This is a genomic window from Bacillus sp. NMCN1 (assembly GCF_002998085.1).
Classification (GTDB): domain Bacteria; phylum Bacillota; class Bacilli; order Bacillales; family Bacillaceae; genus Bacillus.
On the sequence record NZ_PVQL01000001.1, the window covers coordinates 813,015 to 829,053 of the forward strand.

General features: G+C 39.6%; 17 protein-coding genes. 10 read left to right on the forward strand and 7 right to left on the reverse strand.

What is annotated here, in order from left to right:
- Positions 1 to 165 precede the first annotated feature (165 nt).
- The 7 genes from acnA (at position 166) to C6W21_RS04290 (ending at position 4,960) form a co-directional block, all read left to right on the forward strand.
- Positions 166 to 2,895, forward strand: a complete 2,730-nt coding sequence (acnA, locus tag C6W21_RS04260) for an aconitate hydratase AcnA (protein ID WP_106049432.1) — start codon at positions 166 to 168, stop codon at positions 2,893 to 2,895.
- Positions 2,896 to 2,967: 72 nt separating this feature from the next.
- Positions 2,968 to 3,471 carry a TlpA family protein disulfide reductase gene (locus C6W21_RS04265; protein ID WP_106049433.1) on the forward strand — a complete coding sequence of 168 codons (504 nt, stop codon included), beginning with the start codon at positions 2,968 to 2,970 and terminating at the stop codon, positions 3,469 to 3,471.
- A gap of 71 nt (positions 3,472 to 3,542) precedes the next feature.
- Positions 3,543 to 3,668, forward strand: coding sequence for an FbpB family small basic protein (locus tag C6W21_RS04270; RefSeq protein ID WP_003211002.1), 126 nt, complete (start codon positions 3,543 to 3,545; stop codon positions 3,666 to 3,668).
- A gap of 51 nt (positions 3,669 to 3,719) precedes the next feature.
- The gene (locus tag C6W21_RS04275) at positions 3,720 to 3,863 is read left to right on the forward strand and encodes an acid-soluble spore protein N (protein ID WP_008357830.1); all 144 of its coding nucleotides are present in this window, start codon (positions 3,720 to 3,722) and stop codon (positions 3,861 to 3,863) included.
- A 13-nt stretch (positions 3,864 to 3,876) separates the two neighbouring features.
- Positions 3,877 to 4,119: a small acid-soluble spore protein Tlp gene (gene tlp, locus C6W21_RS04280; protein WP_106049434.1), complete on the forward strand. Its 243-nt coding sequence runs from the start codon at positions 3,877 to 3,879 to the stop codon at positions 4,117 to 4,119.
- A 103-nt stretch (positions 4,120 to 4,222) separates the two neighbouring features.
- The gene (locus C6W21_RS04285; protein ID WP_106049435.1) at positions 4,223 to 4,645 is read left to right on the forward strand and encodes an acyl-CoA thioesterase; all 423 of its coding nucleotides are present in this window, start codon (positions 4,223 to 4,225) and stop codon (positions 4,643 to 4,645) included.
- 3 nt (positions 4,646 to 4,648) lie between these two features.
- Positions 4,649 to 4,960, forward strand: a complete 312-nt coding sequence (locus C6W21_RS04290; protein ID WP_106055948.1) for a hypothetical protein — start codon at positions 4,649 to 4,651, stop codon at positions 4,958 to 4,960.
- Between the two features lie 39 nt (positions 4,961 to 4,999).
- On the opposite strand, the gene C6W21_RS04295 is transcribed toward C6W21_RS04290, so the two are convergent.
- Positions 5,000 to 5,287: a HesB/YadR/YfhF family protein gene (locus C6W21_RS04295; protein WP_106049436.1), complete on the reverse strand. Its 288-nt coding sequence runs from the start codon at positions 5,285 to 5,287 to the stop codon at positions 5,000 to 5,002.
- Positions 5,288 to 5,386: 99 nt separating this feature from the next.
- Complete coding sequence (plsY, locus tag C6W21_RS04300) at positions 5,387 to 5,968, reverse strand: glycerol-3-phosphate 1-O-acyltransferase PlsY (protein WP_060596428.1); 582 nt, start codon at positions 5,966 to 5,968, stop codon at positions 5,387 to 5,389.
- A 154-nt stretch (positions 5,969 to 6,122) separates the two neighbouring features.
- Here plsY and C6W21_RS04305 point away from each other — a divergent pair, with 154 nt between their 5' ends.
- The 3 genes from C6W21_RS04305 to parC all read left to right on the forward strand — a co-directional run bounded on the left by C6W21_RS04305 (position 6,123) and on the right by parC (position 11,359).
- A complete protein-coding gene (locus C6W21_RS04305; protein ID WP_106049437.1) occupies positions 6,123 to 6,536 on the forward strand; it encodes a CoA-binding protein in 414 nt (137 codons plus the stop codon).
- 414 nt (positions 6,537 to 6,950) lie between these two features.
- Positions 6,951 to 8,918, forward strand: coding sequence for a DNA topoisomerase IV subunit B (parE, locus tag C6W21_RS04310; protein WP_106049438.1), 1,968 nt, complete (start codon positions 6,951 to 6,953; stop codon positions 8,916 to 8,918).
- 2 nt (positions 8,919 to 8,920) lie between these two features.
- Entirely contained in the window at positions 8,921 to 11,359 is a 2,439-nt protein-coding gene (parC, locus tag C6W21_RS04315; RefSeq protein ID WP_106049439.1) for a DNA topoisomerase IV subunit A, read from the forward strand.
- A 53-nt stretch (positions 11,360 to 11,412) separates the two neighbouring features.
- On the opposite strand, the gene C6W21_RS19345 is transcribed toward parC, so the two are convergent.
- The 5 genes from C6W21_RS19345 to C6W21_RS04340 form a co-directional block, all read right to left on the reverse strand.
- Positions 11,413 to 11,538, reverse strand: a complete 126-nt coding sequence (locus C6W21_RS19345; RefSeq protein ID WP_262982812.1) for a hypothetical protein — start codon at positions 11,536 to 11,538, stop codon at positions 11,413 to 11,415.
- A gap of 43 nt (positions 11,539 to 11,581) precedes the next feature.
- Positions 11,582 to 11,917: a hypothetical protein gene (locus tag C6W21_RS04320; protein ID WP_034660789.1), complete on the reverse strand. Its 336-nt coding sequence runs from the start codon at positions 11,915 to 11,917 to the stop codon at positions 11,582 to 11,584.
- 194 nt (positions 11,918 to 12,111) lie between these two features.
- Entirely contained in the window at positions 12,112 to 13,284 is a 1,173-nt protein-coding gene (locus C6W21_RS04325) for an MFS transporter (protein WP_106055949.1), read from the reverse strand.
- Positions 13,285 to 14,342: 1,058 nt separating this feature from the next.
- The gene (locus C6W21_RS04335; protein WP_106050201.1) at positions 14,343 to 14,828 is read right to left on the reverse strand and encodes a DUF2798 domain-containing protein; all 486 of its coding nucleotides are present in this window, start codon (positions 14,826 to 14,828) and stop codon (positions 14,343 to 14,345) included.
- A gap of 326 nt (positions 14,829 to 15,154) precedes the next feature.
- Positions 15,155 to 15,637: a hypothetical protein gene (locus tag C6W21_RS04340; protein ID WP_106049441.1), complete on the reverse strand. Its 483-nt coding sequence runs from the start codon at positions 15,635 to 15,637 to the stop codon at positions 15,155 to 15,157.
- Between the last annotated feature and the right edge of the window lie 402 nt (positions 15,638 to 16,039).

Sequence of the window (16,039 nt, forward strand, 5' to 3'; positions counted from 1 at the left end):
TCATTTCCTGGTGATAAGATAAACTTATTGAATTTAATAAAAGCATTGTTATTTACTTATGTATGAATTTGTTTTAAGATGAAATTGTGAGAAAATTGTGGTGAAATACGACGATTTTTCTGAGAATTGAAATTGATCTTGATCATCAAAAGGGGGATTTTGGATATGTCGAAACAGCAGCAAGTCGCTAAACAAGACGCTTTTCAATCTAGAAAAACGTTTTCGACAAATGGGAAAACGTATCACTATTATTCGTTAGAAGCACTAGAGAAACAAGGAATCGGAAATGTTTCTAAGCTGCCTTATTCCATTAAGGTACTTTTAGAATCAGTGCTTCGCCAAGTAGACGGTAGAGTGATCAAGAAGGAACACGTTGAAAACTTGGCAAAATGGGGAACTGCCGAGGTCAAAGAAATTGATGTTCCATTTAAACCTTCTCGTGTTATTTTACAAGACTTCACGGGTGTACCAGCCGTCGTTGACCTTGCTTCTTTAAGAAAAGCAATGGCAGATGTAGGCGGGGATCCGGATAAAATCAACCCTGAAATTCCAGTTGACCTTGTCATTGACCACTCAGTACAAGTTGATAAAGCTGGAACTGAAGATGCATTAAACATTAACATGGATTTAGAATTCGAGCGTAACGCAGAGCGTTATAACTTCCTTAGCTGGGCAAAGAAAGCGTTTAATAACTATCAAGCTGTTCCGCCTGCAACAGGGATTGTTCACCAAGTAAACTTAGAGTACCTTGCAAGTGTTGTTCATGCGATTGAAGAAGATGGCGAGATCATCACTTACCCAGATACTTTGGTTGGTACTGACTCTCATACAACCATGATCAACGGTATCGGCGTGCTTGGATGGGGCGTTGGCGGTATTGAAGCGGAAGCTGGTATGCTCGGTCAGCCTTCATACTTCCCAGTACCAGAAGTCATTGGTGCTAAATTAGTTGGAGAGCTTCCAAACGGAACGACTGCAACTGACCTTGCACTAAAAGTGACACAAGTTCTGCGTGAAAAAGGCGTAGTTAACAAGTTCGTTGAATTCTTCGGACCTGGAGTTGCACAGCTGCCGTTAGCGGATCGTGCAACGATTGCGAACATGGCGCCTGAATACGGTGCTACTTGCGGATTCTTCCCAGTAGATGAGGAAGCTCTTGCTTACCTTCGCCTTACCGGACGTGATGAAGAGCAAATTAATATCGTTGAAGAATATTCTCGCGCAAATGGCTTATTCTATACGCCAGATGTAGAGGACCCAATTTTTACGGATATTGTTGAAATTGATCTTTCTAAAATTGAATCAAACTTATCTGGTCCAAAGCGTCCACAAGATTTGATTCCACTTTCTGAAATGAAAGAGACGTTCCATCAACATATTGAAAGCCCAGCTGGTAACCAAGGATTTGGCTTAGAAAAATCAGAGCTGGATAAACAAATTGAATTTGATCTAGCAAATGGTGAAAAAGCTGTGATGAAGACAGGTGCGATTGCGATTGCAGCGATTACGAGCTGTACGAATACATCGAACCCATATGTCTTAATTGGAGCAGGTCTTGTTGCGAAGAAAGCAAGTGAGCTTGGTATGAAAGTGCCAAACTACGTAAAAACGTCACTAGCGCCAGGTTCTAAGGTTGTTACAGGATACCTCGTGAACTCAGGACTTCTTCCATACTTAAGAGACCTCGGATTTAACATCGTTGGGTATGGCTGTACAACATGTATCGGTAACTCAGGACCGCTTGCGCAAGAAATTGAGGATGCTGTCTCTGAAAATGATCTGCTGATCACTTCTGTTTTATCAGGTAACCGTAACTTTGAAGGACGTATCCATCCGCTTGTCAAAGGAAACTACCTTGCATCACCACCACTAGTTGTGGCATATGCACTTGCTGGTACGGTGAATATTGATTTAACAAAAGACCCTATCGGTGTGGATAAAAATGGTGAGAACGTCTATTTCAATGACATTTGGCCAACGATGGACGAAATCAACAGTGTTGTTAAGAGCACAGTAACACCTGAATTATTCCGTTCAGAGTATGAAACTGTCTTTGATAACAACGATCGCTGGAATGAAATTAAAACAACTGATGATGCACTATACAAATGGGATGAGAATTCAACTTATATTGACAACCCACCATTTTTCGAAAACCTTTCAGTTGAACCTGGCAAAGTTGAGCCACTTAAAGGACTTCGCGTTGTTGCAAAATTCGGTGATTCTGTGACAACTGACCATATTTCTCCAGCTGGAGCAATTGGGAAGGACACACCTGCGGGTAAATACTTGCAAGAAAGAGGCGTATCGCCTAGAGACTTTAACTCATATGGATCTCGCCGTGGTAACCACCATGTCATGATGAGAGGTACTTTTGCAAACATCCGTATCAAGAACCAAATTGCACCAGGAACAGAAGGCGGATATACAACTTATTGGCCAACTGGTGAAGTAACATCCATTTATGATGCATGCATGCGTTATAAAGAAGATGGCACAGGTCTTGCGATCTTAGCAGGTAAAGACTACGGAATGGGTTCTTCCCGTGACTGGGCTGCAAAAGGAACAAACCTTCTTGGAATTAAATTCGTTCTAGCTGAAAGCTTTGAGCGTATCCACAGAAGTAACCTTGTCTTCATGGGTGTACTTCCGTTACAGTTTAAAGACGGAGAAAGTGCAGAAACTTATGGACTAACAGGAACAGAAACATTTGAAGTTGAAGTTGATGAAACAGTTCGTCCACGTGATCTTGTCACTGTGAAAGCAATTGATGCAGATGGCAATGAGAAAACATTTGAAGTGGTTGTTCGCTTTGACAGTGAAGTCGAAATTGACTACTATCGTCATGGTGGTATCCTTCAAATGGTACTTCGTGAAAAATTGGCAAGCAACTAATACTAATACAGCAAAGAAGAGAAGGCGCCTAGACAGCTTTCTCTTCTTTTTTAAAATAGTGGAGGATCAATCATGTGGAAAAAAGGAATGGCAAGCGCTGTTTTACTTGTGTTGATTGGTTTACTTGCGTGGAATTTACTTGAACCAAAAGAGCCCGCAATCGGTCTTGAAAAAGGGGATCAAGCCCCTGATTTTGAACTTAAAACCCTAGACGGTAAAACGGCCTCATTATCTGATTACCAAGGGAAAAAGGTGCTCGTCAATTTTTGGGCGACATGGTGTAAGCCATGTAGGACAGAAATGCCGGATCTAGACGCGGTTAGAAGCGAATATGATCAGGTCGAAGTACTTGCGGTGAATTTGACGACCACAGAAAAAAGTGTAGATCATGTTGCAGCATTTGCAGATGAATTAAAGCTGAGCTTTCCTATTTTATTGGATCAAAAAGGCATTCAAGCAAGATATCAGGTGCTTTCATACCCAACAACATACATATTAGATGAAAAAGGACGCATCATGTCTGTGAAGCATCAAATGCTGACAAAAAAAGAAATTGAACAAGAGCTGGATCTATAATGATTCAGCTTTTTTGCTTATTTTCTAAATGTTTTGGCGAAAATGAAATACAAACACTGGAGGTGAGTGCAATGAGAAGAAGAAAACGCCGTACATTTGAAGAGCTTGTACTTGAAAATAAAAAAGAATTATTAAGCAATGAGGAATTTTTAAACCAGCTTGAAGAAAAGTTGGAAGAGCGATTTAGACAGAAATAAGTTATGAATTATCCTTTTTCGTTCATCCTAAAGAAGAGGGAGGGATGAATGATGGGTAGAGAGCATGATAAACAAGCGCAGTTTACACCAGACCATTTAGGGACAAAACCTGTAGCATACAAACGCAATAAAGGTAAAAAGATGCATAATAAATCAAATGAACAGCCTGATGTGATACAGACGAAGGGCGAATAAGGAGGGAATCATGATGAATGGAAAGTCATTTCAATCCAATCCAGATGATCGTTCTGATAATGTTGAAAAGCTGCAAGATATGATCGAAAACACCCTTGACAATATCGATGAATCTGAAGCAGCGATGGCCCTTTCGACAGATCAAGAAAAACAGATGATCAAGCAAAAAAATGAAAACCGAAAAATGAGTATTGATGCCATGCGTTCTGAAATCAAGGACGAAGAAGCAGCAAGAAAAAATGGCTATACTGAATAAACCAGGGATTCCTGGTTTATTTTATTGCCTCCTTTTAGAAGAACCATTTCGATTGTGGTAAAATGGCAGAGACCTTAGGTTTTGATAGGAGAGCGATGAAAACGTGTATGTATCCAAAAAAGAAATAGAAGTCCGTTATGCAGAAACAGACCAAATGGGCATCGTGTATCATGCCAATTATTTAATCTGGATGGAAGTCGGCAGAACAGCACTGATTAAAGAATTAGGATTTTCCTATGCGCAGCTAGAAGCAGACGGCGCTCTTGCACCCGTTATAGATTTGCAGGTTCGATATAAAAAACCAGTGCTGTACGGTGAAACAGTGACAGTTCATACATGGATTGAAGAATACAATGGGCTCAAAACGGTGTATGGCTATGAAATTCAAAAGCCTGACGGGCAAACAGCGATTACAGGGACAACCTCACATATTTGTGTGGACAAAGACACCTTTAGACCTATTCAATTTAGAAAAGCTTTTCCTGCCTGGCACAAAGTATACGAACAGTCAAAGAAGCAGGTTTAATTCATGGCGTTTGGTATTAAAAGAAGCGATTTAAATGCGTGGAAATTAGCTGTCCAGCAAGGGGAACTGGCCTTTTTAACCCATTATTGGCTTGATGACCGATTTCCGCATGCCAATACCGTCACTAAAGCAGCCTGTCAGGATATGAAGCAGTTAATTGAGTGGGGAGAAAAACATGGACTCAAAAAAGAATGGATTCATGACCGCGCAGGGTTTCCTCACTTTGACTTGATTGGTGAACCGCAAAAAAAAATCCTGCAAAAGGAGCGGTCTTTAGGAAACATTCATGAGTATGGGCTATATATTGAAAGATAAAACAAAAAAGATACCCGAGGGATGAGGTATCTTTTTTGTTTATTCATAATGAAATTCTGGTTCTTTTACAGACTCGTTATAATCAATATGCAGATCATGGTTGTCAAAATACCAAATATCACTTTCTTCCACAAAGAAAGTAATGCCTTCTATTTCAGCGGTTGCGCCGGCATTTTGAGGTTCATCTTTTGCGACGCCGAGAGAAAAGCCTTTTTGTACATTACTGCACCCGCCATATCTCACAAAAAAGCGAACATGATCACCTTTTTCTAAATCTAGTTCATCCTTGTACCAATTGAGTGCATCTTCTTTTATCGTTAATTTCAATGTGATCGCCCCTTTTTGAAGTCATGCTGTTTTTTAAAATGCAGGATGCAAAAAACAGCTTTTCTTTACTTTTACCACTTAATGAAGCTTATGAAACGGCTAGAGCCATTTGATTTTCGGTTCAGTTTTGTTGAGGATTCGTTTGAGGTTGGCGATGTGTCTGTAGATCACAAAACCAGCTAGAACGGCAACAACAATGATTAAGAATACGTCTTTTGTGAATATGCTGTAAATGAATGTATAGATGCCGGTCAGCATAGATGATAGTGAAACATATTTACTAATGTATAAAAATAAGAAAAAAGCAGCGATCATCGTGATAAATAAGAATGGGGCATAAAATAATAACACGCCGCCAGATGTAGCGACTGCTTTTCCCCCTTTAAATTTTGCAAAGACAGGAAAGCTGTGACCGATAACAGCAGCAACTCCTGCTAATAAGGGATGAATGTCCAGTTGCATGAAAAACGGTAAAGCAGAAGCAAGAGTTCCCTTTAAAATATCAGCTGAAATAACGATAGACCCTGCTTTTACGCCAAGTGTACGAAATGCATTCGTTGCACCTAGGTTGCCGCTGCCATGTTCACGGATATCGATACCCTTTGCAGCTTTCCCGACAATGAGACCGGATGGAATACTGCCGAGAAGATAAGCCAAAATAAACATCAAAGCAATTAACATCTGCATAACTCCTTTATATTCTCCCTCTTGTCTTACATTTTAACATGATCTTATGAAAAACATGGGGATCTTTTTTTGAAAAAATCAAAAGCGGATGGATTCAGCTTTGTTTTTAAGGAGAAATTCGCTAGAATAGAGGAAAAGGGGTGTTTGGATGAATCATCCTACGAAACAAGAAATTGGCCGTATATTAAAGAGCAGTAAACGAATTGCTGTTGTTGGATTATCAGATCAGCCGCACAGAACGTCTTATATGGTGTCTAAAGCGATGCAGGATGCCGGTTATGAGATTATTCCTGTGAATCCAACGATCGATGAAGCTCTCGGTGTGAAAGCAGTCGCTTCTTTAAAAGACATCAAAGAACCTGTTGATATTGTCAATGTTTTTAGACGTTCAGAGTTTTTGCCCGAGGTGGCAGAAGAGTTTCTTGAAATGGACGCACCTGTTTTTTGGGCGCAGCAAGGCATCTATCACGAAGATGCGAAAAGGCTGATCGAGGAAAATGGCAAGGTCGCCATCATGGATTTATGTATCAAGGTGGCTCATGCAATGACAAAAACTCATTAAATCGTCAAAAATCCTTGAAAACCAAGGATTTTTGCTTTTTTGTTGCAGAAATATATTTGCGATTCTAGAAGAAAGCGATAAAATAGGCGACAGGGACATATCCGTGATCTTGCATATCAAGAAAAAGAGCGATAAGATAAAGGTAGAACATTTGTTCTGTTTTGTAAAAACCATCATATGATTGCATTTGGCTTATCAAACAGTCTTGTTTATAATGGACTTCTAGTTCTGATTGCAGAATGTAGAACAGCCGCATAGCCGTGCAAAAGAGCATGTATTGTTGAATCACACATGCATGGTGATGATGCAGCTTATTAAAGTGGACAGTAATGAGCAGCATGATCATCATTAAAATCTAGAGAGATCATTTGATGGTTAGTCGGTTATGTTTGTTAGTGAAAGGGGATTAAGCATTTGGTTAAAAAGCAGCAAGTAGATTATAACGATGATTCTATTCAGGTGCTAGAGGGACTTGAAGCGGTCCGTAAACGTCCAGGGATGTATATTGGGTCTACGGATTCACGGGGTCTTCATCACCTTGTCTATGAGATTGTAGACAACTCTGTCGATGAAGTGCTCGCTGGCCATGGAGATCATATCATTGTCAAAATACATAAAGATAACAGCATTTCCGTCCAAGATAAAGGACGCGGGATGCCTACTGGTATGCATAAGCTTGGAAAACCGACACCTGAGATCATTTTAACGGTCCTTCACGCAGGCGGAAAATTTGGTCAAGGCGGATATAAAACAAGTGGTGGGCTTCACGGAGTTGGGGCATCTGTAGTAAACGCGCTGTCAGAGTGGCTCACTGTCACAATTGAACGTGATGGCTTTATTTATCATCAGCGCTTTGAAAACGGCGGAAAGCCTGCCACATCACTTGAAAAAGTCGGAAAAACGAAAAAAACGGGAACACTGATTCATTTTAAACCAGATCGAACCATGTTCAGTGCCACAACCTATAATTTCGATACTTTATCAGAACGTTTGAGAGAATCTGCCTTTTTATTAAAAGGGTTAAAAATAGAGCTGATTGATGAACGACATGATGTACAAGAAACCTTTTATTATGAGACGGGCATTGAAGCCTTCGTTGCTTATTTAAATGAAGAAAAAGATGTTCTAAGTGAAGTGGTCTCATTTGAAGGAGAGCATCAATCCATCGAAGTAGATTTTGCTTTTCAATTCAATGACGGCTACTCGGAGAATATTCTTTCTTTCGTCAATAACGTCAGAACAAAAGATGGCGGTACGCATGAGTCTGGTGCCAAAACGGCGATGACGAGAGCCTTTAATGAATATGCGCGCAAAGTTGCCCTTTTAAAAGAAAAAGACAAAAATTTAGAAGGCACTGATATTCGCGAAGGACTGTCTGCTATTATTTCTGTCAGAATTCCTGAAGAACTGCTTCAATTTGAAGGCCAGACAAAAGGAAAGCTTGGGACAAGTGAGGCTCGCTCAGCTGTTGATGCTGTTATTTCTGAAAAGCTGGCTTATTTCCTAGAAGAAAACCGGGAAACAGCCACTCTTCTTGTGAAAAAAGCGATTAAAGCGCAGCAGGCAAGAGAAGCTGCTAGAAGAGCACGTGAAGAAGCAAGGAGCGGCAAGAAGCGGAAAAAGTCCGAAGCAACGCTAAGCGGAAAATTAACACCTGCTCAATCTAGAAACCCGGCAAGAAACGAATTGTACCTAGTAGAGGGCGACTCAGCGGGCGGATCAGCAAAGCAAGGGCGTGACCGTAAATTCCAAGCAGTGCTGCCGCTTCGCGGAAAGGTCATCAACACAGAAAAAGCGAAGCTTGCTGATATTTTCAAAAATGAAGAAATCAACACCATTATTCATGCCATCGGTGGAGGCGTCGGTGTCGATTTTAATGTAGAAGACATCAATTATGACAAAATCGTGATCATGACAGATGCTGATACGGATGGAGCGCATATTCAAGTGCTTCTGCTCACGTTCTTCTACCGCTATATGAAGCCGCTGATTGAGCATGGCAAAGTGTTTATTGCACTACCGCCTTTATATAAAGTCAGCAAGGGCTCAGGAAAAAAAGAAATCATTGAGTATGCATGGTCTGATGAAGAAATGGATGACGTACTGAAGAAAGTTGGAAAAGGATACACGATTCAGCGCTATAAAGGTTTAGGTGAAATGAACGCCGACCAGCTATGGGAAACGACAATGAATCCAGAATCGAGAACACTTGTCAGGGTCAAAATCGATGATGCTGCACGTGTGGAACGCCGCGTCACGACATTAATGGGTGACAAAGTAGAGCCACGACGTAAATGGATTGAAAAGAATGTCGCCTTTGGACTTGATGAGGAAAGCAACATTCTTGAAAATGAAAACTTGTCGCTAGCTGAGGAGGTTTAAACATGGCACAACAAGAACGATTTCATGATTTACCATTAGAAGAAGTAATCGGGGACCGGTTTGGTCGCTATAGTAAATATATTATCCAAGACCGTGCGCTTCCAGATGCGCGAGATGGACTAAAGCCTGTACAACGACGAATCTTATATGCGATGTACGCAGAAGGAAACACGCAAGATAAAAACTTCCGTAAAGCCGCGAAAACAGTCGGTAACGTGATTGGTAACTATCATCCGCACGGTGACTCATCTGTTTATGAAGCGATGGTGAGAATGAGTCAGGATTGGAAAGTGCGGAATGTGCTCATTGAGATGCATGGGAATAACGGAAGTATCGATGGTGATCCGCCTGCTGCCATGCGTTATACGGAAGCAAGGCTTTCTGCTATTGCATCAGAGCTATTAAAGGACTTAGACAAGGAAACGGTCGAATTTGTCGCAAACTTTGATGATACAAGCAAGGAGCCAGTTGTTTTACCAGCAATGTTTCCAAACCTTCTCGTGAATGGATCAACAGGGATTTCAGCAGGTTATGCCACCGATATCCCGCCGCATCATCTGGGAGAAGTGATTGATGGTGTCATTAAACGAATCGAACAGCCGTATTGTACGGTTGAAGATTTAATGACGGTCATCAAAGGTCCAGATTTCCCGACAGGCGGTATTATTCAAGGGGTAGACGGCATTAAGAAGGCTTATGAAACAGGAAAAGGAAAGATTATGATTCGCGGAAAAGCGGAAATTGAAACCATCCGCGGCGGGCGCCAGCAAATCGTCATCACAGAAATTCCTTATGAAGTGAATAAAGCCAACCTTGTCAAAAAGATGGACGAGTTCCGAATTGAAAGAAAAGTGGAAGGAATTTCAGAGGTTCGAGATGAGACTGACCGAACTGGCCTTCGAATCGTAGTAGAGCTGAAAAAAGAAGCAGATGCAAATGGTGTCTTGAATTTCTTATATAAAAACTCAGATCTGCAAATCCCATATAACTTTAATATGGTGGCGATACATAATCGTAGACCAACCTTAATGACGCTGACAACTATACTTGATGCATATATTGCCCATCAAAAAGAAGTGGTGACGAACCGCTCAGCATATGAGCTTCGAAAAGCGAAGGAACGCCATCATATTGTAGACGGATTAATTAAGGCGCTTTCCATCTTAGATGAAGTCATTGCCACCATCCGCTCCTCTAATGATAAGCGAGATGCGAAAAACAACTTGATGGAGGAATATGACTTTACAGAAGCACAATCAGAAGCAATTGTTTCCCTCCAGTTATACCGTTTAACGAATACGGATATTACGCAATTAAGAGACGAAGCAAGTGAGCTTGATGTGCGTATAGCAGAACTTGAAGAGATTTTAGGTAACGAGAAAAAGCTGCTAAAGGTCATTACAAACAGTTTGAAAAAGCTCAAAAAGACATATGCTGATGAGAGACGATCTGTCATTGAGGAAAAAATCGAAGAAATTAAGATTAACCTTGAAGTGATGATCGCCTCAGAGGATGTTTACGTCACGGTGACGAAGGATGGGTACATCAAACGGACAAGCCAGCGCTCCTATGCTGCATCAAACGGTAAGGACTTTGGCATGAAGGATACAGACCGCCTGATTCATCAGTTTGAAATGAATACAACGGATGTCCTCCTATTGTTCACGAATAAAGGGAGCTACATTTATTGTCCTGTGCATCAGCTGCCAGACATACGCTGGAAAGACATGGGGCAGCATATCACGAATATCATATCAATTGATCGTGATGAATCGATCCAAAAAGCCATTCCAATTAAAGAATTTGATGAAACGTCGTATCTTCTGTTCTTTACAAAAGGCGGAATGGTGAAGAAAACAGAGCTTCTTCAATATAAAGCGCAGCGCTATTCGAAACCGCTTGTCGCCTTGAACCTAAAAGGGGACGATGAACTCGTGGATGTCCATGTGACAACAGGACAGCAGGAATTGTTTATTGCGACGAAAAATGGCTATGGATTGTGGTTTGATGAAGAAGAAGTAAGTGTTGTTGGTCCGAGAGCGGCTGGTGTTAAAGGAATCAACTTGAAGGATGGGGACGAAGTAGTCTCTGGACAAATCATTGATCCGAAAAACGATGTCCTTGTGCTGACGACACAAAGAGGGGCCGTGAAGCGAATGAACCTCTCTGAATTTGATAAAACATCAAGAGCAAAACGCGGAGTTCTGATGCTAAGAGAATTAAAGAAAAACCCGCACCGTATTGTGGCTGTAATTGCTGCATCACTGCACGATACACTTGAAATTGATACGGAGAAGGGTGCAACAATTCCACTTGATATCTCTACTTTAAGAGCGAATGACCGCTATAGCAATGGATCATTTATTGTAGATGAAGAAGAGCAGGGAGAAGTAACCCATGTTCTTTTAACACCTGAATCTGCACCAGATGACAATAAATAAGCAAACGAAAACCCCCTGCGATAAACAGGGGGTTTCCTTTATATACGGGTCCTTTAGCTCTCATGGTTGCCAAACATGTTAGTAATGGCGTGCACTACTTCAATTCCTTGGTAGACGAAAAGAGAAAGTGAAGTGACAGAGAATAGACCTAGAATGAATACTCTTAAGAAAAATAACATCGTGTAAAACCTCCCAATTTTTGTTTTGATTTAGATGGTTGGGTTAAACACGAGATAGTCGGAAATAAGAAGATTGATAGAACACTGCAAGTAAATGCTTCTTTTTCCGGTCAAATTGATCAGTATGAGTGATGCGTGCAAATCCAGCTGTCATACTGCCAATCATCAGCAGTACTGTAAATGCGGCAAATACTGCGCTCACATGTTTTTGTTTCTTTTCATCGCCCATTGTCTGAGCGATTTTCATTTCATGTGATTCTTGATCGGCAACCACCTTTGCATGGTGGTATACCTGAACGGAATGAGGCATTGAGAACAAATGAAAACTTGCTAGTGCTATGAATAAGACAGCTAATTTTAGCAGCATATTTTTTTTCATTTATCTCACCCCTTCCTGTTTATTTTCATGATCTTACCACGTTTTCTGTTATTTGAAAAGTCTTATTTTTTTACTTTCCCTCTTTAAAAAAGCGATAAACATCAGGACATTTATAGGACTGTTTCACTTCATGAAAGGTTTCAATTTTATTTTTTTAATTTAAAAAAAGTGCCATGATTGAGGATCAGACACTTTTAGTGAACTTGTAATGTACGCGGTTTTGCGACAGCTTTTGTAAAGATTCCTGCAATACATATGGCGAATAAAACAAAAATAAAGGCATGAAGCAGTCCTACTTGATTGGCAAGCAGCCCTAATATAGGCGGCCCAGAAAGAGAGGCTGTGTAACCTGATAAGGTCACAATGCTGACGCGTTTCACGGCGTACCGGCTATCATCACCAGCTGCAGAAATGGTTAGCGGGAAGCCTAAAGAAGCGCCAAGTCCCCATAAAAAGATCGATATCATACATACAACAAGTGAAATCTTTAAAATGACCAGAAATAGTCCGGCGGCTGCTGATAAAATCGCAATTCTTAGCAATAACACTCTGCCGAAGCGATCGATCAAGTGTCCGCTGATTAGTCTGCCGCTAATCATCCCGCATAAAAATAAAGCATAGATGACTGTACTCATGGAATGTGAAACCTGGTAGCCATCCACCATCGCAAGTGGAATCCAATCATTGGCAGACCCTTCGACAAACGCAAGACATAAGGCGATCATCGCAAGAGAGACCGTTCGTTTATTTAGCCATGGCGTTTGAGTATCGTCTATTGTATCTGGCTGATTCTCATGCTGATCCTTTCCTGTCCCGTGCGGAATAAACCGAGTACAAATCAAGATGCTGAGAAAGAAAAGAAGGGCAATGACAAGTAGGTGATTCAACACAGAGACCCCTAGATGGATAAACAGAATGCCAGCTCCTGCTCCTATTAAAGTGCCAATGCTAAAGGAAGCGTGCAATATAGGCAAAATGGTTTTCTTAATACTGTATTCAATTTCTGTCCCTTCTAGGTTCATCGCCACATTGCACATACCTGAGCCTGCTCCAAAAAGAAATAGACCGGCAGTGACGACAAAGATAGAAGAGAGGGTTGAACCAATGGCAAGAGTGGTGAATCCAAGGAACATCAAAAAAGCACTGATCACAATCGCCACTCGTCCGCCTTTTTTTCGAACAAATACATTTGATAGGACAAGCCCAACAATTGAACCAACGGATAAGCCAAGTAAAATAAGTCCCATCGTTCCTGTATTGGCTTGTAATAAATCTCTAACTTCCGGTGTCCGTGAAAACCATGTAGAGATGGATATACCAGACATCGTGAAAATGACTATAATCGCTTTATACCACTTTAATTCCATCTAATCCCTCACATTTAAAGATGTATCTGTTACTGAACAAATCTACTCGATTATAAATGAGACGGACTGATTCGTAAATAACCTGAGGCAGGAACATGACCAATTCTCGTCAAAAGAAATCATGCCTTCACAATTCTTCTGAAAAGAAGGTAAGATAAACATAAAGAGGGAGGAAGCATGAAGTCATATCGTATCGGTGTGTTGAAAGGGATTGGGACAGAAATGTACAAGAAAAAATGCGCATCTTAGAAGATAAAAAAGTGCCAAAAGAACATCCATTTTAAAGGAATTATTAGGCGCTTGCGGAAATGATGTCGTTTTTGAAGGAAGACCGCAGTGTAATTACGGATACAATATCGAGGTTGGCGAGCATTTTTTGCAAATTTTGATGCAGTGTTATTAGACGTTTGCAAAATCACCATTCACCATTGGAAACCACACATTTTGTGCCATTGTGACAAAAAGTGTTCCAGCAAATGTAGTGGTTGGCGGAAATCCTGCGAAAATCTTTAAATATCTTGATAAATCAAAATCTGGCGAATAAACGTTGATTTTTTCTATTTTGTCTCAATAAGATAAGTATACTTAGATTTGAGACAAGAGAAATTCATTTGTCGTGTAACTTCCTAGAATATATATTATGTAAACTAATATTTTTCTTGGAAATATCCTAAATGAGCACTTGGGTCACTGTACAAGAAGGTAAATGTAGATCCATTCGGAAGGTAAATGTGGATCCATTGTTGTGCACTCCCTCTTTTCCAGCTCCAATTACCCTTTTGTATGTAATATCAAAAATCAAAAACCTCTATGTCCAATATATTAAATCAGTTGTTGTTGAGAGCCTTATCTCTGCTTTTCTCATCTTCTTTAGAGTTATATTCATGATGTAATGCAATCATTGTTAATCATATAGGGGGCGTCAGGAAAATGCGGATTTACAACGTTAAGGCTAATTTCTCAAAATTTACGCTGAGAAATTAGCCTTTTTTCGTTACTCCATTCAAGCGCCCTATTATTGAAGAACAAGAGAGCTTTTATTAGCTGGTTTAGTAATTTTAATTTCTATTTTCAATTCTATTGGATTTAATATACTTAGTAAATATATGACGTACTAGTGGTCCCATAATAATAATCTGTAGAGGTAATGCCATAATCAAATTCTTACCGAAAACTGCAAAATAATCTGCAATCACTGATTTAGGAGTAAAACCACTATGAATATAAGTTGTAGCTAATCCATAAATAGACATAAAAAACGCCATTCCTAAAACCATACATATTGATATGGCTAGAACTGTATAGAGTTTCTTAGTTGTATTTGCAGTTAATTTAAATGCTATCTTTTTAGCATTAGGCCCTACTATAAACATGTCAAGTATAAAAGCAATTACAAACCCAATAAAAAAATCAAATATTCCTTCTATGAAAGTCATTTTCCCGATTGTTCCATTAAGGTTTAAATTATATATAGTCATAACTAATACCATCCCAAAACACATTATTAAACCAAATTGTAAACTTTCCTTCTTAGTAGTTGGCAATGTCATCATCCCTTCTTACTTTTCCTACCTCTGTATTATAGGGATAGGAAGAACCTCCTCGTAAGTGAACATTTTGTGAACAAAGGTTTTGGATGATTCACTCGTTTTAGCCATAACTTTTCTCAACAAATGTACAAGAAGGTAAATGTGGATCCATTGTTGTGCACTCCCTCTTTTCCATCTCCAACTACCTTTTTGTATGTAATATCAAAAATCAAAAACCTCTAACATGAGAAGGAGATCAGCCACGTCATTGTATAGCGTTACGACTACATAACAATAGGAGAATCATGTCGGCTTTATTTTAACAATAAGAAGATATGTTTTTACCGGTCATCGTCTTCATGCAATATATCATCGTATAAGCTATCAAGATCGTTAGCTATATAACTTGCAGACTTATAAATCTCCTCAATATAGCTATGTCTAAAATCATATCCAAACACCACTGCCTTCATAGCTTTTTTTATAGCTGGTTTGAAAATGCTACTATCCTCGTCTTCATTAGATATGAATGCAATGAGGGTTGGTTTTATTTTTGAAGTGACAAACGCCACAAAGGTTCTTCTTTCAAAATTAAAAAGGTCTTCATCGTAATAAAAGCGGACATTATATGACCCAGTGAATACAAAGAAATCTTTTTTATATTCGCAAACAAATACGCTACCTAGTCTCTCTGCGTCTTTAGGGTAATCTATAGCTATATACTCTGGGTCTTTATGATTTGCGTAGCTCCATGCACAGTCATCTTTTTTTTCGTATATCTTGCCTAATACTTTCAAGTCATTCTCTCTAAAATTTTTGCTCATTATTTTGTCTCCCCTTATCCAGCCTTCTTAATTTCGCTAAGGCGAAATATATATCATACTCCACATCTTTTATCTTAGTAGTTTGCAATCCTTGAGTTCCTTTGGATCGAATCTTATTACTATTGATAAAGTTTATTATTTTTTTTATATCTCCTTGATATGGAGACAAGATCGTAGGAATGATGAATCATCCAATAAATTCAATAAATCGTATATTTCTTTTAACTTTGAGTAACAACCATTCATCATTCGATCATGTTCCTTTATTTCATTTTGAAATAAATTGTGAAGATCATTTAATGACTTGATTAAGTCAGACAGCGCATCAGTGTTTAAGTATTGTAGACTTGTTTTCTCCATAACAAAGTCAGGGTGAGAGTATTGCTTTAGTAGAAGAAAAAC